The sequence below is a fragment of the Microbacterium stercoris genome, assembly GCF_017592545.1.
Lineage (GTDB): Bacteria > Actinomycetota > Actinomycetes > Actinomycetales > Microbacteriaceae > Microbacterium > Microbacterium stercoris.
Genome location: NZ_JAGFOA010000003.1, coordinates 210,359 through 234,686, shown reverse-complemented (window position 1 = coordinate 234,686; position 24,328 = coordinate 210,359). Strand labels below are relative to the sequence as shown.

The 24,328-nt window shown below is 70.9% G+C and carries 20 protein-coding genes; 5 read left to right on the top strand and 15 right to left on the bottom strand.

Features of this window, described 5'->3' with window-relative positions:
- Window positions 1-52: 52 nt before the first annotated feature.
- Together J5V96_RS08840 and J5V96_RS08835 are read right to left on the bottom strand one after the other, a co-directional pair.
- The gene (locus J5V96_RS08840; RefSeq protein WP_208502895.1) at window positions 53-1,324 is read right to left on the bottom strand and encodes an extracellular solute-binding protein; all 1,272 of its coding nucleotides are present in this window, start codon (window positions 1,322-1,324) and stop codon (window positions 53-55) included.
- Window positions 1,325-1,383: 59 nt separating this feature from the next.
- Window positions 1,384-2,487, bottom strand: a complete 1,104-nt coding sequence (locus tag J5V96_RS08835) for an ROK family transcriptional regulator (protein WP_208502893.1) — start codon at window positions 2,485-2,487, stop codon at window positions 1,384-1,386.
- Between the two features lie 99 nt (window positions 2,488-2,586).
- Between J5V96_RS08835 and J5V96_RS08830 the strand changes: the two genes are divergently transcribed.
- The 3 genes from J5V96_RS08830 (at window position 2,587) to J5V96_RS08820 (ending at window position 6,142) form a co-directional block, all read left to right on the top strand.
- On the top strand, window positions 2,587-3,915 hold the full coding sequence (locus J5V96_RS08830) for a beta-N-acetylhexosaminidase (protein ID WP_208502890.1): 1,329 nt from the start codon (window positions 2,587-2,589) through the stop codon (window positions 3,913-3,915).
- A gap of 159 nt (window positions 3,916-4,074) precedes the next feature.
- A complete protein-coding gene (locus J5V96_RS08825; RefSeq protein WP_208502888.1) occupies window positions 4,075-5,643 on the top strand; it encodes a L,D-transpeptidase family protein in 1,569 nt (522 codons plus the stop codon).
- A 49-nt stretch (window positions 5,644-5,692) separates the two neighbouring features.
- Entirely contained in the window at window positions 5,693-6,142 is a 450-nt protein-coding gene (locus tag J5V96_RS08820; protein WP_208502886.1) for a GNAT family N-acetyltransferase, read from the top strand.
- A gap of 195 nt (window positions 6,143-6,337) precedes the next feature.
- Here the strand turns inward: J5V96_RS08820 and J5V96_RS08815 are convergent, their stop codons facing one another.
- Both J5V96_RS08815 and J5V96_RS08810 read right to left on the bottom strand, forming a co-directional pair.
- A complete protein-coding gene (locus J5V96_RS08815; RefSeq protein ID WP_208502884.1) occupies window positions 6,338-8,152 on the bottom strand; it encodes an ABC transporter ATP-binding protein in 1,815 nt (604 codons plus the stop codon).
- Window positions 8,149-10,032, bottom strand: a complete 1,884-nt coding sequence (locus J5V96_RS08810) for an ABC transporter ATP-binding protein (RefSeq protein WP_208502882.1) — start codon at window positions 10,030-10,032, stop codon at window positions 8,149-8,151. Before J5V96_RS08810 ends, J5V96_RS08815 begins: the two co-directional genes overlap by 4 nt.
- A 246-nt stretch (window positions 10,033-10,278) precedes the next feature.
- Between J5V96_RS08810 and J5V96_RS08805 the strand changes: the two genes are divergently transcribed.
- A complete protein-coding gene (locus J5V96_RS08805) occupies window positions 10,279-10,827 on the top strand; it encodes a VOC family protein (RefSeq protein WP_208502881.1) in 549 nt (182 codons plus the stop codon).
- 6 nt (window positions 10,828-10,833) lie between these two features.
- On the opposite strand, the gene J5V96_RS08800 is transcribed toward J5V96_RS08805, so the two are convergent.
- From J5V96_RS08800 to J5V96_RS08750, 11 genes are all read right to left on the bottom strand, one after another.
- Window positions 10,834-11,337 (bottom strand): methylated-DNA--[protein]-cysteine S-methyltransferase, encoded by a 504-nt coding sequence (locus tag J5V96_RS08800; protein WP_208502879.1) that lies wholly within the window; start codon window positions 11,335-11,337, stop codon window positions 10,834-10,836.
- A gap of 176 nt (window positions 11,338-11,513) precedes the next feature.
- Window positions 11,514-13,037, bottom strand: a complete 1,524-nt coding sequence (locus J5V96_RS08795; RefSeq protein WP_208502877.1) for an AlkA N-terminal domain-containing protein — start codon at window positions 13,035-13,037, stop codon at window positions 11,514-11,516.
- A gap of 480 nt (window positions 13,038-13,517) precedes the next feature.
- Window positions 13,518-14,570 (bottom strand): glycoside hydrolase family 130 protein, encoded by a 1,053-nt coding sequence (locus J5V96_RS08790; protein ID WP_208502875.1) that lies wholly within the window; start codon window positions 14,568-14,570, stop codon window positions 13,518-13,520.
- A 2-nt stretch (window positions 14,571-14,572) separates the two neighbouring features.
- Window positions 14,573-15,412 carry a carbohydrate ABC transporter permease gene (locus tag J5V96_RS08785; protein ID WP_208502873.1) on the bottom strand — a complete coding sequence of 280 codons (840 nt, stop codon included), beginning with the start codon at window positions 15,410-15,412 and terminating at the stop codon, window positions 14,573-14,575.
- Complete coding sequence (locus J5V96_RS08780) at window positions 15,409-16,299, bottom strand: carbohydrate ABC transporter permease (protein ID WP_208502871.1); 891 nt, start codon at window positions 16,297-16,299, stop codon at window positions 15,409-15,411. The genes J5V96_RS08785 and J5V96_RS08780 overlap by 4 nt, the downstream gene beginning before the upstream one ends.
- 3 nt (window positions 16,300-16,302) lie before the next feature.
- Window positions 16,303-17,601 carry an extracellular solute-binding protein gene (locus J5V96_RS08775; protein ID WP_208502868.1) on the bottom strand — a complete coding sequence of 433 codons (1,299 nt, stop codon included), beginning with the start codon at window positions 17,599-17,601 and terminating at the stop codon, window positions 16,303-16,305.
- 26 nt (window positions 17,602-17,627) lie between these two features.
- The gene (locus tag J5V96_RS08770) at window positions 17,628-18,662 is read right to left on the bottom strand and encodes a LacI family DNA-binding transcriptional regulator (RefSeq protein WP_208502866.1); all 1,035 of its coding nucleotides are present in this window, start codon (window positions 18,660-18,662) and stop codon (window positions 17,628-17,630) included.
- Window positions 18,663-19,603: 941 nt separating this feature from the next.
- Window positions 19,604-21,214, bottom strand: a complete 1,611-nt coding sequence (gene purH / locus J5V96_RS08765; protein WP_208502863.1) for a bifunctional phosphoribosylaminoimidazolecarboxamide formyltransferase/IMP cyclohydrolase — start codon at window positions 21,212-21,214, stop codon at window positions 19,604-19,606.
- Between the two features lie 78 nt (window positions 21,215-21,292).
- On the bottom strand, window positions 21,293-21,871 hold the full coding sequence (gene purN, locus J5V96_RS08760) for a phosphoribosylglycinamide formyltransferase (RefSeq protein WP_208502861.1): 579 nt from the start codon (window positions 21,869-21,871) through the stop codon (window positions 21,293-21,295).
- Window positions 21,872-21,875: 4 nt separating this feature from the next.
- On the bottom strand, window positions 21,876-23,225 hold the full coding sequence (locus J5V96_RS08755; protein ID WP_208502859.1) for a cell division protein PerM: 1,350 nt from the start codon (window positions 23,223-23,225) through the stop codon (window positions 21,876-21,878).
- 121 nt (window positions 23,226-23,346) lie between these two features.
- On the bottom strand, window positions 23,347-23,784 hold the full coding sequence (locus J5V96_RS08750) for a nitroreductase family deazaflavin-dependent oxidoreductase (protein ID WP_208502856.1): 438 nt from the start codon (window positions 23,782-23,784) through the stop codon (window positions 23,347-23,349).
- Between the two features lie 98 nt (window positions 23,785-23,882).
- Here J5V96_RS08750 and J5V96_RS08745 point away from each other — a divergent pair, with 98 nt between their 5' ends.
- Complete coding sequence (locus J5V96_RS08745) at window positions 23,883-24,323, top strand: nitroreductase/quinone reductase family protein (protein WP_208502855.1); 441 nt, start codon at window positions 23,883-23,885, stop codon at window positions 24,321-24,323.
- Window positions 24,324-24,328 lie beyond the last annotated feature (5 nt).

Here is a 24,328-nt window from a genome sequence, read left to right as displayed (position 1 = left end):
AGCGAGCGGGGAGCGAGGGATTCGAGACGCCCCGTGCCTTCATCGACGACTCTCAGCCGTTGAGGATCGACTCGATCTCGGCGTCGAGCGCCTCGGCCACGGCCTTCACGTCCTCGCCCTGGGCGATCTTGACGAGGGAGTCCTGGATGATCAGGCTCGACTCGACCTCGGCCCAGTTCGGCGAGGTGGGCACACCCTTCGAGTTGGCGAGCGCCTCGGCCTGCGCCTGGGCGACGGGGGTGTCGGGCAGCGACTCGGTCGACTCGAGCAGGGCCGGCGTCAGGCCTCCCTCGGCGAGCAGATCCTGGTAGCCCTTGGAGAGCATGATCTTCAGCGCGGCCTTGGCCATCTCCTGGTTCTCGGACAGCGCGGCGACGCCGAGGTTCGATCCGCCCGCGAAGATCGGTGCGGTCTCGCCCTCGCTGGCACCCGGCAGCGGGAACGCTCCGAGGTCCTTGCCGAAGGTGTCGGGGCATCCGGGGTTCTCGGCGTCGGGCTCGGCCAGGATCGACCACTGCATCCACGCCGGAGCCGACAGGAACGCCGTCTCACCGGCGCAGAACGGCACGTGCGCGTCGGTCTCGAGCGCGTCGGCGGGCGCGTTGGTGGCCTCCTGGTAGACCTTCTGCAGCAGCTCGAGGCCCTGCAGCGACTCCTCGCTCGAGAACTGCGCGTCCCAGGCGTCACCGTCCTGCACGGCGATCTCGCCGCCGTACGTCCAGATGTAGGGGAGCATGTTGTACCAGTCGCGGCCCGGTGCGTAGATGCCGCTCATGGCGTCGGTGCGCTTGGCGATGCCCTGCTCGACGTACTCCTCGAGCGTGTTGGGCAGCGTCGCGGGGTCGACGATCTCCGGCGAGTAGAACACCACGCGGCCGCCGGCGTAGTACGGCGCGGCATAGAAGGTGTCCTCGAACGTGCCGGCCTCCTCGAGGCCGGGGTTCAGGTCGCCGAGGTCGCCGCGGATGTCGCCGAGATCCGAAAAGAGGCCCTGGTCGATGAAGCCGATGGCCTGCGTGTTGCCGACCTCGACGACATCCGGGGTGTCGTTCGACTGGAGCGCGGCGACGTAGGTCTCCGAGACGTCCGCCCAGGTCTTCTCCTCGAGCTTGAGGGTCCAGCCCTCGTTCTCAGACTCGAAGGTGTCGACGAGGTACTCGCGCGCCGTCTCGGGGGTGTCGGTGCCGACGACCCAGACGGTGATCTCGCCGGTCTCGGCGGCGGGCTCGTCGCCGCCCGCGCCGTTGCCTCCGCCGCCACAGCCCGTGAGGGCGACGGCGCCGATGGTGAGCAGGCCGATTCCGGCCAGGGACTTGCTGTTCATGTGATGCGTTCCTTCCGGGGGGTGTGGATGGTGCTCTTTTTGTGGGGGCGGGGACTCGCCTATGAGACCCCGAGTTCTCCGTCGAGGATCAGGACGACCGCGCCTCTCAGCACGACGTCGTCTCCTTGGGCGGACATCCGGACCTGCACGTCGTCGTGCAGGAAGGTGCGGGCGCGCAGCGTGGCGACGACGGTGTCGCGCAGCACGCCGTCGAGCTGGTCGGCGGGGCCGGAGAGCACGATCTCCGACAGATCGAGGGCTCCGACGATGGGGGCGACCGCGATCGCGAGCCGCTCGCCGGCGTCTCGGAGGACGTGATCCGGATCGGCACCGCCGGCGATCCGCTCCTCGAGCGAGCGCACCGACAGCCACGACTCCAGGCAGCCGTGCTTGCCGCAGACGCAGAGCGGGCCACCGTCGGTGCCGACCGTGACGTGACCGATCTCGCCGGCGGCGTCGCGGCTGCCGCGCGTCAGCTCGCCGCGGGTGAGCACGCCGGCGCCGACGCCGCGTCCGACCTTGACGACCATCACGTCGCCGGATGCGCCGCCGAGTGTGTGCTCGGCGAGGGCCGCGACGTTGGCGTCGTTGGCCACGTGCACGGGCACGCCCAGCAGGTCGCGCAGGTTCTGCTGCAGCGGCAGGTCGCTCCAGCCGAGGTTGGGCGAGGAGGTCACCACTCCCTCGCGCGTGATGATGCCGGGCGCCCCGACGCCGACGCCGAGCACACGGCCGGTGGCGCGACGCAGCAGCGTGGCGGCGAGGGTGCGCGTGGCGACAAGAGCCTGGTCGGCCTCGCCGTCGGCCGGCCTCGGGACGGCCTCACGGGCCAGGATCGATCCGGCGAGATCGATCACGGCGCCCCGGTACTCGCGGCTGTCGGACAGATCGAGAGCCACCACCTGGAGACCGGATCGGTCGAGGTCGACGAGCATCCCGGGCTTGCCCGGACGGGCCTCTTGACGCGCGCCCTGCTCGACGACGAGGCCATCGGCGACGAGGTCGCCGACGAGGTCCGATGTCGTGACGCGGGTGAGACCGGTCTCGCGGGCGAGGTCGGCGCGGCTCATCGCCCCGTCGTGGAAGAGGGTGGCGAGCACGAGCGCACGGTTGTGCGTGCGGGCGTGCTCCGGCAGCACCTTGATCCGGCCTCGCTGAGTCATGTTTGTAAGTAACGCTTACGAACCCTTCTCGACGCAAGGGGTTCACGAAATCTGTTAGGGATGTTTACAAACTTGTGACACAGCAAGTACGGTCCTGGCATGGTGTTGCCACTTGTGCCCTGGCCCGCGTCCGTTGTGCCCCTGGACGATGTCGTCCCGACCGTCGAGCCCGCGAAGCACGGAGAGACCCTCCGCACCGACCCGCACCTGCACGCCGAGGGCTACCGCCTGCGCATCGACGACTCCGGGGTGCTGATCGAGAGCTCCACCCCCGCCGGCGAGTTCTACGCCCGCCAGACGCTCGCGCAGCTCGCGGCCGCGGGGCCGCTGCCGGGCATCGAGATCCGCGACGAGCCGCGGTTCGCGCACCGCGGCATCATGCTCGACGTCGCCCGCCACTTCCACCCGGTCTCGACGGTCGAGGCCGTCATCCGTCGCGCGTCCGCGCTGAAGCTCAACACGCTGCACCTGCACCTCTCCGACGACCAGGGCTGGCGCCTCGCGCTCGCCTCGCACCCCGAGCTGACGGAGGCCGGATCCGGCACCGCAGTCGGCGGCGACGAGGGCGGCTTCTACACGCGCGACGACTGGCAGCGCATCCTCGACGCAGCGAGCGCCCACCACATGACGGTCGTGCCCGAGTTCGATCTGCCGGGGCACACGCACGCGATCGGCCTCAGCCACCCCGAGCTCGTCGCGGATCCGGCCCCAAGCCCGCATCTCGAGGGCCCGCCGCCCCCGAAGCACGAGCCCTACACGGGCATCGCGGTCGGCTTCTCCTCGCTGCGCGCCGACGCCCCGGGCCTCGAGCCGTTCCTGCGCGACGTGCTCACCGAGCTCGCCGCCCTGACCCCGGGCCCCTACCTGCACGTCGGCGGAGACGAGGCTCTCGGCACCGATCCCGCCGACTACCGCGCCATGGTCTCGCTGATCACTCGTCTCGCCGCCGAGACGGGGAAGACGGCGGTCGCGTGGCATGAGGCGGGTGTCGCCGACCTGCCGCGCGGCACGATCGGCCAGTACTGGGGCTACCGGGACGGATCCGCCCCCGAGTGCGCGGAGTGGGTCGAGAAGACGCGCCGCTTCGTGGACAACGGCGGCAGGATCATCCTGTCCCCCGCCGATGCGATCTACCTCGACATGAAGCCGCATGCCGATCATCCCCTCGGCCTGACCTGGGCCAACGGTCCGACGAGCATCGAGCGCTCGTACGACTGGGACCCGGGCACGGTCATCCCGGGCCTCGCCGAGGATGCGATCCTCGGCGTCGAGGCCTGCCTGTGGAGTGAGACGGTGCGCACGCTCGACGACATCGAGCAGCTGATCCTGCCGCGGATCGGCGCGGCGGCCGAGGCCGCCTGGTCGCGCCCCGCAGGAACGCCCGAGCGCACGGTGGAATCGTTCCGGGAGCGTATGCCCAGCCACTGAGAGGGGGCGCCCCAAAGGCACACCGGACGCCCAGCGCATTGCAATGAGACCGTGATCGCCTGAGCCGGCTCCGTACACCTTGCGGCCGTAGCCTAATTTTGACCGCGCGTCTGCTCCCGCAGACTCCACGCGCGCGATCACGTTCTCAGGGGGTTATCGGTGACGAATGTGGCGACCAGGCCCGACGGCGCGGGCGGCGACGACTCGGCCGGTGCAGACGCGCACTCGACCATGGTGATTCCGCCGCGCCCGCCCCTGCCCGGCGAGACCCCCGTCGGCCCGGCCGAGCACGGCGACGTGCAGTGGGCCGAGGCAGAGCCCCGCAAGAAGCGTCACCTCGGCCTGTGGCTCGGCATCGGCATCCCCGTGGGCCTGATCGCCGCGGCCGCCGGCGCTGCCGCCGCCGTGCTGATCGCGCCGGGCGTCACCGCCGCGGGCGCGCCCGTGGGCTTCTCGACCGAGGGCAACGCCGCCGCGACCATCGCGGCGCACCTCGAGGACCGGCGGTTCGCGATCGGCGACGCCACCGTCAGCGGAGCCGACCTCGGTCTCTCCGTCGACGCGAAGGCGCTCGCCGAGCAGGCGTTCACGACCTATCCGGCCTGGAACCTCGGGGCATGGGGCAACGGCCGCGTCGACGGCACGGTCTCGATCGACGCCGAGAAGGCCGCCGAGACGCTGCGCGGCGCCGTGCCCGAGCTCTACTCCGACTCGGTGGACGCCCAGGTCGTCTTCGACGCCGACGCGAGCCAGTACACGGTCGTCGAGGCCACCTCGGGCGAGGGCGTCGACGTCGCCGCGCTCGCGGCCAGCATCACCGAGGCGCTCGCGAAGCACCCCGACCCCGCCGACACGATCACGGTCGAGCCGCAGGAGACCGAGGTCGAGGCCGCCGCCACGACCGAGGAGGCGCAGGCGTTCGCCGCATCGCTGAACGACCAGTTCGTCGCCGACAGCGCCCAGGCCGCCGGCTTCTACCTGCAGGACGAGCTCGCGCTCGCCCTGCCCGCCGCCGACATCCAGGGCTGGATGGACATCACCGCCGACCCGGAGTCGGGCGACTTCGTCGTGACCCCCGACATGGGCGCCATCGAGGAGGCGATCAAGGATCTCCCCGCGCGCGTCAACAAGGACGTCGTGAACGAAGAGGTGGTCGTCAACTCCGCGGGCGACAAGCTGCATGTCCTCAAGGAGGGTCAGGACGGCTTCGGCATCGAGACCACCGACGGCGTCTCCGATGCGATCGCCGCGTCGCTGCAGAGCGGCGACCTGAGCTTCGACCTGCAGGGCGAGGTCGTGAAGTTCGAGACGGTCACGCACTTCCGCCGGGCCGAGGTCGACAAGTCGGCGGGAACGGCGTACTTCTACGAGGGACCGGCCGCCGGCCAGGAGGCCCTCGTCGCCTCGTACCCGATCGCGCTCGGCAAGCCGGGGCACGACACCAAGACGGGTCACTTCACCGTGTACGGCCAGCTCACCAGCCAGAACATGGGATCGTGCGACGCCGAGGGCAATTACGTGCCCGGCGGCAAGTTCGACTACTGCACGGCCAACGTGCCCTTCGTCACGTACTTCAACGGCGACCAGGGCTTCCACGGCACCTACTGGCACAACAGCTTCGGTGCGGGCAACTACCTCAGCCACGGCTGCGTCAACATGACGCAGACCGCCGCCGAGTGGACCTACCGATTCCTGCAGGTCGGCTCCGAGGTCTGGGTGCACGACTGATCCGGATCTCGCTTGCGCACCCACCCGCGAGAGCGGTTAGCCTGACGATATGACGCTGAAACTGGTCGAGCTCTCTGCCGCGACGATCGTCGCCGTGAACACGCTGTCGCTCAAGCCCGGCCAGGAGCAGTTCCTCGCCCCCGTCTCCTATGGCATCGCGGCGACCGTCATCAACCCCGCCAAGGCCTGGCAGCGCGTGGTGCTCGATGGGGACGACGTCGTCGGCTTCGTCAGCGGATCCTTCGACGAGGATGCCCCGAACGAGCACTTCCGCTCCGTTCTGCTGCGCATCAACGTCGACGCCGACGACCAGGGTCGCGGCGTCGGCCGCTTCGCGGTCGAGGGTCTCGTCGAGGAGGCGCGCAAGCGCGGCCTCGACCACCTGACGGTGATCTACGAGGCCGGCGAGGGCGGCCCCGAGGCGTTCTTCCGACGTGTCGGCTTCACACCGACCGGGGAGACGGAGTACGGTGAGGTGGTTGCCGAAATCCGTGTCTGACACGGCCCGGCTCCTGCTGGGGGAACTCATCTCGACTTGACTCGTCAGCGACGGCAAGGGCGCCTGTGCTGAGATCATGCCGGCGGCGGGGTCTCGAATCCCCCTCCCCCATCGAGACTCCGTCGCCCTCCTCTTCTGAAGGCGAAGGCCCCGGACCGCGCGGTCCGGGGCCTTCTTGCTGTACGCCTCCGGCGGTCAGACGAGGCTCTCGCGCCACGCGGCGTGGAGCTGTGCGAACTTGCCCGTTCCGGCGATGAGCGCCTCGGGGCTGTCGTCCTCGATGACCTGCCCGTGCTCCATCACCAGCACGCGATCGGCGATCGCGACCGTGGAGAGGCGGTGGGCGATGATGATGGCCGTGCGGTCGGCGAGCAGCGTCTGCAGCGCGCCCTGGATCATCTTCTCGCTCGGGATGTCGAGCGATGCGGTGGCCTCGTCGAGGATGAGCACGGCCGGGTTCGCAAGGAACGCCCGCGCGAACGAGATCAGCTGGCGCTGACCGGCCGACACCCGGCCGCCGCGCTTGTTGACGTCGGTGCTGTAGCCGTCGGGCAGGCTCTGGATGAAGGCATCCGCGCCCACCGCTCGCGCCGCCGCCACGATCTCGTCCATGGTCGCGTCGGGCCGGCCCAGCGCGATGTTGTCGGCGACCGTTCCGCTGAACAGGTAGGCCTCTTGCGTGACCATCACGATCGATCGGCGCAGGTCGCGCGACGCGAGGTCGCGCAGGTCGACGCCGTCGAGGGTGACGCGTCCCTGCGAGGGGTCGTAGAACCGCGAGACGAGCTTCGCCAGGGTCGACTTGCCCGCACCCGTCGTGCCGACCAGCGCGACCGTCTGGCCCGCGGGGATATCGAGCGTGAACCGGGGCAGGATCACCTTGCCGGTGCCGTAGGCGAAGGTCACCTCCTCGAAGCGCACGGCTCCGCGTGCGGCCTCGAGAGCCACGGGCTTGGCGGGATCCGGAACCGTCGGCTGCTCCTCGAGCACACCCGAGACCTTCTCGAGCGCCGCGGAGGCGTTCTGGAAGGAGTTCAGGAACATCGCGATCTCCTGCAGCGGCATAAAGAAGTTGCGCACGTACAGCACGGCCGTCAGCAGGAAGCCGACCGCGAGCTCGCCCTGCGTGATCCGGATGCCGCCCCAGAGCACCACGATGCCGATCGAGAACGCGGAGATCGCCATGAGACCGGGCTCGAACGTGCCGAACAGCCGGATCGAGCGCATGTTGACATCGCGATAGTCCAGCGCGAGCCCCGAGAACTCCTCCTCGTTGCGCGGCTCCGTGCGGAACGCCTTGCCCGCGCGGATACCCGTCATCGTCTCCACGAACTTGACGATGACCTTCGCGCTGACGACGCGCGACGTGCGGTAGGTGACCTGCGAGGCCTTGTAGAACCAGCGCATGAGCATCGCGAGCGGAATGCCCGCCACGACGAGCACCAGCGCCGACTGCCAGTCCCACAGCGCGAGCGCGATGAAGGTGAAGACGCCGAAGAGCACTCCGTGCACAAGCTGGTTGAGGCCGCCGCCGAGCAGTTCCCGGATGGTGTCGAGGTCGCTCGTCTGGCGGGAGATGATCCGGCCCGAGGTGTAGCTCTCGTGGAACTCCAGGCTCAGCAGCTGCGTATGGCGGAAGACCCGCGTGCGCAGATCGAGCAGCACGTTCTGCGTGACCTTCGCGGCCAGCACGTCGTACCAGGCCAGCATCGAGGCGTTGCTCACGGCCGTCACCGCGTAGGTCGTGGTGATGAACCAGGCCGGGCCCCAGTCTCCGCGCTCGAGCACCGCGGGCAGCGCCACGCTGATGCCGAAGCCCAGCAGCGCCGGTCCCACGACCCGCAGGGCGGTCTGCAGCACCACCACGACCGCGACCAGGATGACCTGACCGCGCAGCGGGCGCAGCAGCGATCCGAGCAGGCGCAGCGAGCGCTTGCGGATCGCGCGGTTCTCATCGCGCGTGTAGTCGGAGCGGTCCTCGCCGGCCGTTCCCTGGACCGTGGTGCTCATCGGGCGTCCTCCTCGGCGACGACGGCGATCTGGCCGGTCTCGATGATGTCGAGCGACGCCGTGGGGTTGGGATCGTTGCGCCAGGCGCGCTCCTCGGCCTCCTCCCTCTCGAAGGAGGAGATGACCGAGCGGTAGTGGGACGACGACCGCATCAGCTCGTGATGGGTGCCGACCGCGGTGATCCGGCCGCCTTCGAGCAGCGCGACGCGATCGGCGAGAGCGACGGTCGAGGGGCGGTGGGCCACGATGAGCGCGGTGGTGCCCGCGAGCACACGGCGCAGCTCCGCCTGCACCCGCTCCTCGGTCTCGACGTCGAGGGCCGACAGGGGGTCGTCCATCACCAGCACCGCGGGACGGGCCGCCACCGCGCGGGCGAGCGCCAGGCGCTGGCGCTGCCCACCCGAGAGCGACATGCCCTCCTCGCCGATCTTCGTCTCGGCGCCTTCGGGCAGGTCGTCGACGAACGACGCCTGCGCCACCTCCAGGGCCTCGCGCAGCACACGTTCGGCCTCGGGCGAGCGCGGGTCGAGGTCGTCGCGGCCGAGCAGCACGTTGTCGCGCACCGAGGCCGAGAACAGCGTGGCGTCCTCGAAGGCGGTCGCGATGATCCGGCGCAGCTCCACCAGGCGCAGGTCGCGCACGTCGACGCCGTCGATCAGCACGCGTCCGCCCGTCACGTCATACAGGCGCGTGGGCAGCGTGGTGAGCGTGGTCTTGCCCGATCCGGTCAGTCCCACCAGCGCCATGGTCTCGCCCGGACGCACCTCCAGGTCGATGCCGTCGAGCAGGTCGGGCTCGGCGGATCCCGCGTCCTGGTAGCGGAACCGTGCGCCCTGGAAGGTCAGCGCGCCCTGCGGATCCGAGATCGTCACGGGATCGGCGGGATCGGCGATGTCGTTGTGCGCGTCGAAGACCTCGAAGACGCGGTCGGTGGCCGTGCGGGCGTCCATCAGGAACGAGAACAGGAAGCCGATCGACTCGATCGGCCAGCGCAGGATCGTCAGCATCGCGAAGTAGGCGATCATCTCGCCGACCGCGAGCTGGCCCTGCGATGCCAGCCAGATGCCCAGCAGCAGGCTGAAGCCGAAGGCCAGCTCGGGCATCACGACGAGCCAGAAGTCGACGCGCGCGATCGATCCGGCCTTGCGCATCTCGGTGTCGCGCAGCGTCTCGGCCTGGCGCGTGAAGCGGCGGAGGGCGTGGGGCCCGCGCCCGAAGGCCTTGAGCACGCGGATGCCGTGCACCGACTCCTCGACGCTGGTGGCCAGGTCGCCCTGCTGATCCTGGCTGAGGCGCGTGAGCGAGCCGTACGTGCGCTCGAAGAGGAAGCCCTGGATCCACAGCGGCACACCCGAGACCAGGAAGACGAGGGCGAGCGCCCAGTGCCACTGGAACAGCAGGATCGCGCCGATGATGATCGTCAGGATGTTGACGACGAGCAGCACGAGGCCGAACGCCATCCAGCGCCGGATGAGGCCGATGTCCTGCATCATGCGGCTCAGCAGCTGGCCCGACTGCCAGCGGTCGTGGAACGACACGGGCAGGTGCTGCAGGCGGTTGAAGAAGGTGCGGCGGATGTCGTACTCGACGAGCGTCGCCGGGCCCAGGATCAGCCAGCGGCGCAGGTAGACCATGGTCGCCTCGAGCAGACCGAGCGCGAGCACCGCGATGGCGCCCCACGCGACGGCCGACACCTCTCCCGAGGCGATGGGACCCTCGATCAGCCACTCCAGGGCGATCGGGATCATCAGCGCGATGAGCGCCGCGGCGAGCGCGCTGAGGCCACCTGCGAACAGGCGCGGCAGCACGGGGCGCGCGAACTCGAGGAGACGGAGAAGGGCTTTCGGGGTCGACAGACGTGTGTCAGGACTGGTGGTCATGATCCTCAGACGGGGGAATGAGCCGAAACCGGCAGAGCCTTACAGGCTATGCCCAGGCAGGCGCCGCTTGCAACGATGCAACTCGCGAAGCGACAGCGCTTCCCTTTGACCGTATCGTCGCCCGCGCACGCCCGGGGCGGTTTGCGCACATCGGCATCCGACATTTCGCGAAAGCGGTTCCACCGCAGACGGGTGCTCGACGTCTGCGCGCGAAGAGAGCAGACTCGGCCTGGACGAGGAGGACTCATGACCGACACCCCCGACGGCACCGCCGTCATCGCGCCGTTCGTGTTCGCCGACCGCGCCGACGACCTGATCGACTTCGTTGTGCACGTGTTCGACGCGCGCGACGTGCCCGAGGCGCGCACGCGCGACGACGACGGGCTCATCCTGCACTCCGAGCTGATCATCGGCGACTCGATGCTCACGATCGCCGACCGCAAACCGCACTGGCCATTCACCCCGGCGTTCCTGCGTGTGTACGTCGACGACGCCGCCGAGGTGCTCGCGCGGGCGCAGGCGCGCGGCGCCCGCGTCGTCACCGAGCCCACCGACTTCTTCGGGGACGTCTTCTCGCGGTTCCAGGATCCGTGGGGGAACCTCTGGTGGGTGTACGTGCACCACCCCGCGCAGGCGGATGACTGGCAGCAGTCGGATGCCGCCCACGCGCCGGCCGACGCCGAGTGGACGACGTTCGCCACCCCCGAGCTCGGCTACATCCACTCGACGCTGGTCGAGGCGATGGACGGACTCCGCGACCCGCGCGAGGGGGACGGATCCGGCCGGACGAGCTGATCCGGGTCAGACGAGCGAGAGCCCGGCCTCTCGGTCGAGCAGCGCGCGCTTCACGTGCAGTCCCCACGCGAAGCCGCCGAGCGATCCGTCGGTGCGCAGCACGCGGTGGCAGGGAACGAAGAGCGCCGGAGCGTTGCGGGCGCAGATCGATGCGGCGGGGCGGACGGATCCGGGGCTGCCGAGCGCCTCGGCGAAGGTGGTGTACGTCAGGGGCGCGCCCGGCGCGATCCGGCGCAGCGCCGCCCATCCGCGCAGCTGCATCTCGGTGCCGCGCTGACGCACCGGCACGGTGTCGATCGCGTCGAGCTCGCCGGCGTAGAACGCGCGCACCGCTTCGCCCGCGGCGAGCGCGCCTTCGCGTGCGCTCTCGGGTCGCAGGCGCGGGTGGATCCGTCCGAGCATCGTGGCGACATCGGCGCTCCATCCCGACGCCAGCACGGATCCGTCCGCGTCGGCGACGATCGTGAACGCGCCGTCGGGCGTCTCCAGCGTCTGCACGATGGCGGTCATGGTCTCTCCTCGTTCGGGGGTTGCGGCGGGTGGGTTGCGGCAAGGGTGGGTTGCGGGTGGGTTGCGGGTGGGTTGCGGCAGGGGTGTGTTTGCGGTGGGGGTGGGTTGCGGTGGGGACGTTGACTAGTCCTCCGCGGGCTCACTAGTCCAGGCGGGACTAGTGATGCCGCGCAGGACTAGTCAACGCGCGCTTCGGCCGCGGGGGCGTCGACCGGCGCTGTGGGCCCGGGGTGGGGTGCGGGCGAGGCGACGGCGGGGCCTGCGGCCAGACGCCACAGGTGCATCGAGACGTACGAGCGCCAGGGTGCGGCGCGGGTGGCCCAGGCGGCGAGCTCGCGCGCCTCGGACGGAATCCCCGCGCGGGCAGCGCCCGTGCGCAGTGCGACGTCGCCGGTGAGGATGACGTCGGGATCGCCGATCACGCGCATGCGCACGTAGTCGGCCGTCCACGGCCCGATGCCGGGCATCGCCAGCAGCGCGGCACGCTGCTCCTGGGCGTCGTCGCCGCTCGTGAGCTGCAGCTCGCCACGGGCGAGCGCCGCGGCGGCCCCCGTGATCGCCCGGATGCGCGCCGCCGGGCCGGTCAGGATCTCCGCGCCCCGCTCGGCGATCGCCTCCATCGTCGGGAACAGGATGCGCTGCTCGCCCGCCAGCTCCACCCGCTCGCCGAGCGCGTCGACGAGGCGGGTCAGGTGCGTGCGCGCGGCGGCGACCGAGATCTGCTGCCCCACCATGGCTCGGATCAGCAGCTCGTGCGGATCCGCCGTGCCCGGCAGGCGCATGCCCGGGTTCTCGCGCACGTGCAGTGCGAGCTCGGGATGCCGGGACAGGGCCTCATCGATCGCGAGCGGATCGGCATCGAGATCGAAGAGGCGGCGGGCCCGGGCCACGAGCGTCGACAGATCGGCGAGGCTCTCGAGTTTCGCTTCGAGCCGCAGCCGTCCCTGCTCGTGGCGCAGCCGGAACCACGCGGCACCGTGCGGCAGACGCAGCGTGCGTGCGAAGCTCGACGCGCCGCCCTCCTCCACCCCGGCCAGCGCGCGCACTCCCATCCACGCGAACAGGCCGTCCGGATCGAAGGGCTCGCGGTACGGCAGCACCAGATCGATGCCCGTCGGGGCGTTCGGCAGGCCGCGGCGGCGAGCGCGCAGCTCGGTCGGCGTCATCTCGAAGACCTCGCGCACCGTCTCGTTGAACTGCCGCACGCTCGCGAACCCGGCCGAGAACGCCACATCCGCCACGGGCAGGTCGGTGCCGATCAGGAGCAGCCGAGCGGTGTGCGCGCGATGCGCGCGGGCGAGCGCGAGCGGGCCCGCCCCCAGCTCGGTCGCAAGCAGCCGCGTGAGGTGGCGACTCGAGTAGCCCAGGCGGTTCGCGAGACCGGCGACACCCTCGCGCTCGACGACGCCGTCGGCGATCAGGCGCATCGCTCGCCCCGCGACGTCACCGCGCAGGTTCCAGTCGGGCGATCCGGGAGCGGCCTCCGGCAGGCACCGCTTGCACGCACGGAACCCCGCCTCGTGCGCCGCGGCGCTCGTCGGGTAGAACGTCACGTTCGCCTCTTTCGGCGTCTTCGCGGGGCAGGACGGACGGCAGTAGATGCCCGTCGAGCTCACCGCCGTGACGAACTGCCCGTCGAACCGCGCGTCGCGCGACGAGATCGCGCGGTACCGCTCGTCGAAGGTCATGGTCGGGCTCATGCCTCCAGCTTCCCACCCGGATCCGTCGCCGGCTGGCGGTTTTCGGACACGGCTGTGGGCGCCCCGCCCGGCACGGGAGGAGATCTCGCACCGGGAGGACCGGATCGCCCAACGCGACCCTCCGGCCCCGGGATTCCCTCCCGATCCGGCACCCCACCCAGCCCACGGCACGGGAGGACATCCCGCCCCGGGAGGACCAGATCCCGCCACACGACCCTCCGGATCCGGGATCCCCTCCCTACCCGGCACCGCACCCAGCCCACGGCGCGGGAGGACATCCCGCACCGGGAGGACCAGATCGCCCAACGCGACCCTCCGGCCCCGGGATCCCCTCCCGACCCGGCACCGCACCCAGCCCACGGCGCCGGAGGACATCCCGCCCCGGGAGGACCGTATCCCGCCACACGACCCTCCGGATCCGGGATCCCCTCCCGACCCGGCACCCCCAGGAGGGCCGGGCGCGGGCACCACCGGGGCGGATCAGTCGGTGCGCTCGAGCAGGGCGACGCCGATCTTCGAGTCGGCCATGCCGTAGAACACGAACAGGCGTCCCTCGATCTCCTCGATCGCGGTGGGGAAGACGACGTTGGGCACGATGCCGCTGCGCTCGTCGTCGGTCTCGGGGGCCAGCAGCGGCTCCGGCGTGCGATCCCGCACGCGCGAGGGGTCCTCGCCGTCGAGCAGCAGGGCACCGGCGGCGTAGTTCACCTTCTGCTGCTGCGCGAACGCGCTCGCGAGCTCGCCGGTGACGCCGTGGTGCAGCACCAGCCACCCCTCGGGCACACGCAGGGGCGGGGGTCCGCCGCCGATCTTGAGCGCCTCGAAGCCGAACTCGGGGCCGGCGACGAAGCGGTGCTGCTCCCACAGCACGAGATTCGCGATGTCGGCGCGCACGGCGGCGAGCGGCACGTAGCTGATCCAGATCGACTGGCGCTCGTCGGTGATCCCCGCGGGCAGCCGCACTCCCTGGCCGGCCTTGGTCTCGTCGAGGTCCCACATCGGCCGATGCAGCACGGCCAGGCTCTCGGTGCCGTCCGGCGCGGTCACCGGCTCGGGGAAGAACACCGTGTCCTTGTTGTGGAAGAGGTTGAGGTCCATGTCGAGCGCATCGTCGTAGCGGAAGAGCGCCGGTCCGAGCCGCCGCCATTCGCGCAGGTTCTCCGACACCGCGATGGCCGTGCGCGGCCCGAGCGGCCCGTACGCGACGTAGGTCATCACGTGCAGGCCGAGCGCGTCGATCCGTGTGACCCTGGGATCCTCGACGCCCGCATTGCCCACGCCCCGCTCCCAGCCGCGATCCGGCTCGAGCACCACCCCCTCGCGCTCGACGCCGACGGGCACGCCGTCCTCGATCACGAGCCGGGCAAGGCCGACGCGCGAGACGTTGCCGTCTGCCACAAGGCGGGGCAGCAGGTAGACAGCGCCGTCGGGTCCGCGCCCGGATCCGGGATTGAGCACACCCTCCGCCTCGAGGGGGTCGCCCGGGGCGGGAGTCATCACAACGCCCATGCGCTGCAGTCGGTAGGGGATCATCGTCAGCCTTTCACTCCGGATCCGAGGTCGTTCGATGTGAAGTAGCGCTGGAACAGGATGAACAGCGTCACGGCCGGCACCGCCAGCACGACCGCGCCGGCCATCATGGCGCCGAAGGGGTTGGAGGTCGACGCCGCGACGTTCGAGATGAAGTTCGCCAGCGACACCGCCAAGGGCTGCATGTCGGCCCGTTTTGTGATGAGGAACGGCCAGAGGAACTCGTTCCAGGGCCCGATGAATGTCAGCAGCACGGCCGTCAGCAGCGCGGGCCGCACCAGCGGCAGCGCGACGCTCCACAGAAGGCGGAACTCCCCCGCGCCGTCGATCCGCGCGGCCGAGAACAGGTCGGCAGGCAGCTGCAGGAAGTACTGCCGGAAGATCACCACCGCGGTCGAATTGATGAAGAACGGCAGGATCATCCCGAGATAGCTGTCGGAGAGCCCGTAGTCCCGCGCGATCATGACGTAGAGCGGGATCATCAGCAGCTGGAACGGGATCACCTGCACCAGCAGCGCCAGCGCGAAGACGGCACCGCGTCCGCGCCAGTGCAGCACCGCGAGCGCATAGCCCGCCAGCACCCCGAAGACCACCGTGCCGAGGATCACGCCTCCCGTGAAGATGCCCGAATTGATCAGGCCCTGCACGAGATCGATCCGGCCGTCGATCGCCACGTAGTTGTCGAGCGTGAGGTTGCCCGGATCGGGGAACGCCCCGCGGATCGACGTATCGACGTCGGTCTGCAGCGAGCCGATCACCATGTACCAGAACGGGAACAGGAAGGCCACGGCGCCGAGCGAGAGCACCACGTACAGGGCGGCCTTGCCGGCGAGCGCACGCCTCATGACTCCTCACCTCCGACGAAGCGACGCTGGATCGCCGCGATGATCAGCACAAGCGCCATCAGGATCACGCCGATCGCCGCGGCGACATCCGGGTTCCCCTGCTCGATGCCGCGCTGGTAGATCAGCAGCACGGGCGAGGTCGAGGCGCCGTTGGGGCCGCCGCCGCCCGTCAGCAGGTACGGCTCGGTGAAGAGGTTCGCGCCCGTGATCGTCGCCAGCAGCACCACGAGCAGCGTCGCCGGACGCACTCCCGGCACCGTCACTGAGAAGAACTGCCGCACGCGGCCCCCGCCATCGACCGAGACCGACTCGTGCAGCTCCTTCGGCACGTTCTGCAGGGCCGCGAGATAGAGCAGGATGTAGAACCCGAGCCCCTTCCAGGTCACGAAGAGCGCGATCACGGGCATCGCGAGTGCGCCGTTCACCAGCCACGACGGATCCGGCGCGAGCGGTCCCAGCAGGTTGTTGACGAGCCCCCCGCGCGAGAAGAGGAACAGCCACACCGCCACGACCGCGACCGACGCCGTCACGTACGGCACGTAGTAGCTCACGCGGAAGAACGTGCGCGCGTGCACCACGCGATCCAGCGCCGTGGCGAGCACGATCGACAGCACCACCGTCAGCGGCACGTTGATGACGAGGAAGACGCCGACGTTGCGGAACGACTCCCAGACATCCGGATCCGCCAGCACGGTCGCGTAGTTGTCGAACCCGACGAACGGACGGTCGACGACCGCCCCGGGGGCGGCGAAGAAGTAGTCCTGGAACGACATCCACACGGCGAAGACGATCGGCCAGGCGAACACCAGCACGACGAACGCGACGTAGGGCGCGGCGAACAGCACCCCGTGCGGGTGCTCGCCCAGCAGCCGCCTCGGCTTCGCCACGGATCAGCCCGCCGCGAGCTCGTCGATCTGGCCGGCCGTGTCGGTGAGGAACTGGTCGATCTCGGTCTCGCCGAAGATGACCGCCTCGGAGTATCCGTCGCGGAAGGCCTGCCAGATCTCGATCGAGTTCTGCACGTTCGGCACCTCGACCGTGCGCCCGGCCTGATCGCCGAACTGCTGATAGGCGGGGTTCGCCTCGAAGTAGTCGGGGAAGGCCGAGGTGAGGTCCTGCCGCATGGGCATCTGCCCCGTGGTCTCGAGCCACAGGCCATCCTGCTCCTCACTGGTGGCGAACTTCAGCACGTCCCAGGCCGTCGCCTTGTTCTCGCAGGCGGTGAACAGGCCGACGTTCTTGGCGTCGCTGAAGGTCCAGGTCTCCTCGGGCGCCGTGCCGTCGGCGGTCGGCACGGGCACGGCCCCCCAGTCGACGTCCTCGCCGTAGACCGCAACGGCCCAGGGACCCACGATCGACATGGCAGCGTGGCCGTCGGCGAAGGCGTCGCCCTGGTACTGCTCCTGCCCGGCGAGCTGCTCGTCGTAGAGGGTGCGCCAGAACTCGGCCACGGCCCGGCCGTCGTCGCTGTCGAAGGTGGCCTTGCCGTCCTCCACCAGCTGTGTGCCGCCGGTCTGCGCCGCGTACAGCGGATAGAAGTCGAACCACGACTGGAAGAACTCGCTGGTGGGAGCCGGGTTGATCGCGTACGGCGCGACATCCGCCTCCTTGAGGGCCCGGGCGGTGTCGAGGAACTCGTCGTAGGTCGACAGCTTCGGATCCTCCGGGTCCAGCCCCGCCTGCGCGAAGAGGGCCTTGTTGTAGAAGATCATCACGGGGTTCGATTTCCACGGCATCTGGTAGAAGCCGCCGTCCTCGGAGCGGTACTGGTCGGCCAGCTCGCCGCTGCGCTCGGTGATGTAGTCGTCGCCGTCCTCGAACTCCGACAGGTTGACCAGGCCACCCTGCTTCTGGAACTGCGGCACGGCGGCGGGCGACGTGTTGAACACGAGGCACGGCGCGTTGCCGGCGGTGATCGCGGCGCCGATGACCTCCTCGCTCGATGCCCCGGCGGGGATCTCCTGCGCCTCGACCTGCTCGTCCGGATGCTCGGCGTTCCAGGCCTCGACCATCTGCTTGCCCCAGGTGATCTCGGCCTCGTTGTTGGAGTACCAGATGGTGATGTCGCCTCGCGCTTCGAGGTCACCGCCACCTCCGCCTCCCCCGCCCCCGCCCCCGCCGGACGTGCAGGCGGTGAGGGTGAGGGCTCCGGCTGCCGCCGCGGCGGCGAGGATGATGCGTCGTTGCATGATTCCTGCTCCTTGCTGTGGGCGGCTCAGCCGCGTGGTGGATTTGAGGGTGCGGGTCCCGTGGACTCGCGGACGATCAGGGTGGGTTCGGCCAGTGCGACGTGCTCGGCGGGCGCGCCCTCGAGTGCCGCGACCAGCGCGCGCGCCGCAGCCGATCCCCACGCGCGCGCATCCGTTGCGACCGAGGTGAGCGACGGATGGATCACCCGGCCCAGCTCGGTGTCGTCGAAGCCGGTGATCGACAGGTCCTCGGGTACGCGAAGGCCCAGCCGCTGCGCGACCCCCAGCCCGGCGAGCGCCATGTGGTCGTTCGAGTACACGATCGCCGTCGGCCGATCCGGCGCGGCAAGCAGTCGGCGTGTGGCCTCCGCGCCCTCGGCGGCGCTGAAGTCGGTCTCGACCATGACCGGCTGGAGGCCAGCGGCCTCGGCGGCGGCGGCGAAGGCATCCGCCCGGCGCTGACCGTGCAGCATCGCCGCGGGGCCGGCGACGTGCGCGATGCGCCGATGCCCGAGGCCCGCGAGGTGCGCCACCGCACCGCGGATGCCCGCACCGTCGTCGACCGACACGGAGGGGAAGGGGCTCACGACGTCGGGCCGGCCGAGGGTCACGGCGCGCAGCCCGAGCCGCTCGACGAGGGCGATCCGCTCGTCACCGGCGCGCAGGTCGGTGATCACCACGCCGTCGACCCGGCGGTCGTCGGCGAGTCCCCGATACGTCTCGGCCTCCTCGCGCCCGGGGGTGGCGACCGCGAGCACCAGCACCTGTCCGGATGCGGCGAACACGTCCTCGAGGCCCGCGATGAGCGAGTGGAAGAAGGGGTCGGCGGCGATGACGTCCGGGCTGCGCCCGACCACCAGGCCACAGGCGAATGAGCGGCCGGTGCTCAGAGACCGCCCGCGCAGGCTGGGTGTCCATCCCAGATCGTCTGCCGCCGCGAGGATGCGCCGACGGCTGTCGCTCGAGACGCCCGGCCGGTCGTTGAGCGCGTACGACACCAGGCCCTTGCTGACACCCGCGTGGCGGGCGACGTCGGCGATGGTGGGTCGGCGCGCGGGCATCGGAGCTCCTCTGCTTGAACCGGTTCAGACCAGGCTGAACCGGTTCGAGTGCGCACCCCAGGGGCTTGCCGAGCGGCGACCACCGGCGTATAAGCCCCGCGCCGGGTGTGGGGGTGCGGGCGGGGGCGGCCCCGGGGGGGGGAGGACATCCCGCGACGGGAGGACCGGATCACCCACCGCGACCCTCCGGATCCGGGATCCCCTCCCGATCCGCCCGCGCCGCGGCGCCGCAACCACCCGGAGTCGGAGGACATCCCGAGACGGGAGGACCGGATCACCCAACGCGACCCTCCCGATCCGGGATCCCCTCCCGACCCGCCCCGCTGCCCGGCAGTAGCGCCCGAGGTCGGAGGACATCCCGCGACGGGAGGACTGGATCACCCAACGCCACCCTCCGGATCCGGGATCCCCTCCCGATCCGCCCGCGCCGCCCCGGAGTCGGAGGACATCCCGCGAGGTGAGGACCGGATCACCCAACGCCACCCTCCGGATCCGGGATCCCCTCCCGATCCGCCCGCGCCGCGGCGCCGGCCGCACCGCCCCGGAGTCGGAGGACATCCCGAGACGGGAGGACCGGATCACCCAACGCGACCCTCCCGATCCGGGATCCCCTCCCGACCCGCCCGCGCCGCGGCGCCGCACCGCCCCGGGAGTCGGAGGACATCCCGAGACGGGAGGACCGGATCACCCAGCGCGACCCTCCCGATCCGGGATCCCCTCCCGACCCGCACCACCTGCCGGCCGCACCCTCCCGGAGTCGGAGGACATCCCGGGATGGGAGGACCGGATCACCCAGCACCGTCCTCCGGATCCGGGATCCCCTCCCGATCCGCCCCCGCCCCGAACCCGCACCCCCGCCCACCCCGCGCCCCCGCCCTCCGCGCCCCGAGACGCAGAACGGCCCGGGTGCGGAGGCACCCGGGCCGTTCGAGACGTGCGAATCAGTGGAAGAAGTGGCGCTCACCCGTGAAGAACATGGCCACGCCGCGCTCCTTCGCGAGAGCGATCGTCTCCTCGTCGCGGACGGATCCGCCCGGCTGGATGATGACGGAGATGCCGGCGTTCATCAGCACCTCGGGACCGTCCGAGAAGGGGAAGAAGGCGTCCGACGCGGCGATCGATCCGGCGGCGCGATCGCCGGCGCGCTCGACCGCGAGGCGGCACGAGTCGACGCGGTTGACCTGGCCCATTCCGACGCCGACCGTGGCGCCGTTCTTGGCGAGCACGATGGCGTTCGACTTGACCGCGCGGCACGACTTCCACGCGAAGACGAGGTCCTCGATCGAGACGCCCTCGGGCACCTCGCCTGCCACGAGCTGCCAGTCCTTGGCCACCGACTCGAAGTCGTCCTCGGGGAAGCGGTCGGCGTCCTGGAAGAGCAGACCGCCCGAGACCAGGCGCACGTCCATCAGCTCCTGGCGCCAGTTCTCGGGCAGCTTCAGCAGGCGGAGGTTCTTCTTCGACTTGAACACCTCGAGCGCGGCCGGCTCGAAGTCGGGCGCCACGATGACCTCGGTGAAGATGTCGCGGAGGTTCTCGGCCATCTTCAGCGTGACGGGGCGATTCGCGGCGATGACGCCACCGAAGGCCGACACGGGGTCGCACTCGTGGGCGCGGATGTGCGCCGAAGCGATCGGGTCGAGCGCGTTGGGCGCCGCGACGGCGATGCCGCACGGGTTGGCGTGCTTGATGATGGCGACGGCCGGGTTGACCATGTCGTACGCGGCGCGGAGGGCGGCGTCGGCGTCGACGTAGTTGTTGTACGACATCTCCTTGCCCTGCAGCTGCGTGGCCTGGGCGATGCCGTGGCCGCCGACGCGCGAGTAGAGCGCCGCGCGCTGGTGCGAGTTCTCGCCGTATCGCAGGTCGGCGAGCTTCTCGGCCTGGATCGTCAGGTGGTCGGGCAGCGCGGTCTCGCCCTGGATGGTCTCCTCGGCGAACCACTGCGCCACGGCCGTGTCGTAGGCGGCGGTGTGCGCGAAGGCACGCGCGGCGAGCTCGCGGCGCTGCGTGAGCGAGGTGCCGCCGTTCGCAACGGCCTCGATGATGCTCGGGTACGACGCGGGCGAGACCACGATCGCGACGTTGGCGTGGTTCTTCGCAGACGCACGCACCATGGCCGGGCCGCCGATGTCGATCTGCTCGACGACGTCGTCACCCTGCGCGCCCGACTTCACGGTCTCGACGAAGGGGTACAGGTTGACGACCACGAGCTCGAACGGCGCGATGCCGAAGTCGCCGAGAGCCGACTCGTGGCTCTCGAGGCGCAGGTCGGCGAGCAGGCCGCCGTGGACGTTCGGGTGCAGCGTCTTCACGCGACCGTCGAGCATCTCGGGGAATCCGGTGACCGAGGCGACGTCGGTGACCTCGTGACCGGCCTCGCGGATGGTGGCCGCGGTCGATCCGGTCGAGACGATCTCCACGCCGGCGCTCGCGAGCGCCTCGGCGAGCTTGAGCAGGTCGGTCTTGTCGCTGACCGACACGAGCGCGCGCCGGATCGGCACCACATCGCGTTCGCGGTACAGCGAGGGGTCGTGGCGGGGACCGGCCATGGAGGTGCTCCTTCGGATGAGGCGGATCGGATCGGTGGGGTCAGGGGTCCGGATCGCGCGGGTCGCGGATCGGACGGGTCAGCGGGGAGGGAGGTCGCCCGTGGCGATGCGGCGCACCACGTCGATGAGCAGACGGCGCTCCACCGGCTTGATGCGGTCGTGCAGGGTCTCCTCGGTGTCGCCGGGCAGCACGGGGATGCGCTCCTGCGCGACGATCGGGCCGGTGTCGACGCCGTCGTCGACGACGATGACGCTGGCGCCGGTCTGGTCGACGCCCGCGGCGAGTGCGTCGCGCACGCCGTGTGCTCCGGGGAACTCGGGCAGGTAGGCCGGGTGGGTGTTGATGATGTTCGGCGCGAAGCGCTCGACCACACCATGCGGAAGCAGCCGCATCAGGCCGCTCAGCACCACGAGGTCGGGCTCGATCTCCGCGAGCCGGGCGGTGAGCTCCCGACCCCAGGCCTCGCGCGATTCGTGCGCCGCGAAGGGCACAACGAAGGTCGGCACGCCGAACTCCTCGGCGTGCGCCAGGCCCGCGGCGTCGCGGTCGGCGCCGACGGCGATGATCTCCGCCGGGTACGAGGGGTCGGCGGCCGCCTCGAGGAGGGCTCGGAGATTGGAACCAGTGCCCGAGATGAGGACGGCGACCTTCAGCACCCGCTCAGTCTACCGAGGCGGCCCGGTGCCGTTCAGCCGCCCGGCCGGGCAGCACTGCCTCGGTGCCACCGGGCTCGGCGTCGGCGTCCACGTCGAGATCGAGGTCGTCGCCCCGCATGAACTCCTGCAGACGCCGCTCGTATCGTCGCGGCGCGAGCAGCAGGATGGCCGCACCCACCAGCACCTCGAGGCCGAGGGCCACAGCGATCGCCCCGGGTTCGGGGCCGACGACCGCGAGCCGACCGGGCCCGAAGGATCCGGACGTGAAGACCGCGATCAGCGCGCCGCCCGCTCCGGCGACCACCGCGATGCCGACCGCGAGCATCACACGCGGCACGGCGGGCTCGTGGTCGGAGCCCTCGGCCTGCGCCTCGGCGCGGAAGGCGATGCGGATGCCCCAGCCCGCGAGCGCGCCGGCGACCACCGGGGCGAGCACCGCGAGCAGCAGGAAGGGCGAGCCGTTCTCGGGGATCAGGCCGAGAACCGGCAGGCCGGGCAGCACGCCCAGCTGCGTGCCCGCGGGGGTCACGCCGGTGCCCGCGCCGAGCGCGAAGCCGGGCCCGGCGATCCAGGAGACGGCCCACCCGATGAGCGTGGGGAGATACGCGAACTGCGCGAGCGTGATCAGCACGGTGCCGGTGAGGTCGGCGCCCGCCGACTCGTACAGCGCGATCACGTGCGTTCCGCGGAAGGGCACGGCGATCGCGATGGTCGCGGCCGCGAACGCGACCACGCCCGCAAGGGCCATGCCGCCGCCGCGCAGGATGAGTGCGGGGAACTCGCGCCATCCGGCCGGGAAGCGGTCAGCGATGTCGTGCAGCCTGTCGACCAGGCCGCCGTCGCCGTGGATCCATGCGCCGGTGACGGCGCCCAGCAGCATCGGCAGGCCGTACACCAGCGTGGGGAACAGGATCGCCTGCCAGGGCGCGACGGACGCGACCGGGTTGGCAGAGGTCAGCAGGGCGATCACCGCGGCAAGAGCGGTGGTGAACGTGCCCGCGGCCCATCCGGTGAACCAGCGGCCCGACTGCACCGCGCGGCGGCCGGAGCGGGCGGCGAAGACCGCGATGAGCACGGCGAAGGCGAGGGGCGCGAGCGAGAGGCCGAAGGCGGCGGCCTCGGGCGGCAGCCCCATGTCGAGCAGGAACGTGTCGTCGAGCGCGACCGCGAGCGGCACCAGGTTGCCCAGCTGCCAGATGCGGATGGTCGCGGGCCAGAGCGCCGACCAGTCGGCCAGCCCGCCGAAGGCGAACACCCACATCAGCATCAGCGGCACGAGCGCGGCGGCCCATCCGACGATCGCGGACACGGCGGCGTCGAGGGCTGCGAGCAGGGCGACGACGAGACGATGCATAACGCCACCGACTCTACGTCGCCCCTCTGACACTCCCCCGGCGGCTCACCGCCCGGGCGCGGTTGTGGTCAGGACGCGCCGCGAGCCATCCGGCCCGCTCGGCGCGTGCTGACCACGAACGTCACTCGGCGGGCTCGAGCAGGAAGACGGCGATCTTCCGGTCGGTCTTCGTCTGGTAGTCGTTGTACGCCGGCCAGGCCTCCGCCGCTCGCGCCCACCACTCGTCGTACTCGGCGCCGTCGAGCTCGCGGGCCGTGTAGTCCTTCTTCACGGCACCGTCCTGCAGCTCCACGTGAGGGTTCTTGCGCAGGTTGTGCGACCACTGCGGCGCATCGGGCGCACCGCCCTTGGAGGCCACCACGGCGTACCGGCCGTCGTGCTCGACGCGCATCAGCGCGGTCTTCCGCAGCCCGCCGGTCTTGGCGCCGATCGTGCTCAGCACGATCACGGGCTTGCCCTGCAGCTCCGTGCCCTTGGCCCCTCCCGAGGCCTCGATCAGCTCGGCCTGCTCACGCGCCCAGTCCGACACGGACGGAAGATATTCACCATTCAGAGGCATGCCCCCAGGCTAAGGGCGTTCTCGGAGTCGGGGACAGATCGGGCCGGATCCGATCCCGAGCGTTCCGCGCACGCGCCGGCACCCGTAGCGTGGGCGCCATGGCGGGCACGTACACGAACACCCCGATACGCAGACGGATCGACTGGATCATGGCCGCGCTCGGCCGGCGCGGTCTGGCACCGGCGGGCATCTCGTCGCTCACCGTCACGGGGCGCGCTTCGGGTGAGCCGCGCACGGTGCCCGTGACGCCGATCACGGTCGACGGGCGCGAATACCTCGTCGCGCCCTACGGACCGGTCGGATGGGTGCAGAACCTGCGTGCGGCCGGCGGCGAGGCCACGCTCGAACGCGGACCGCGCCGCGACCGCATCCGGGCGATCGAGGTCACCCAGCCCGCGGCGGCCGCGCCGATCCTGAAGCAGTACGTGCAGCAGATCCCGATCGTGCGCCCCCATGTGGCGGCGGCGCCGGATGCCGACGTCGCCGCCTTCGCGGCGATCGCGGCGGAGCACCCGGTGTTCGAGATCCGTCGCGTCTGATCCGG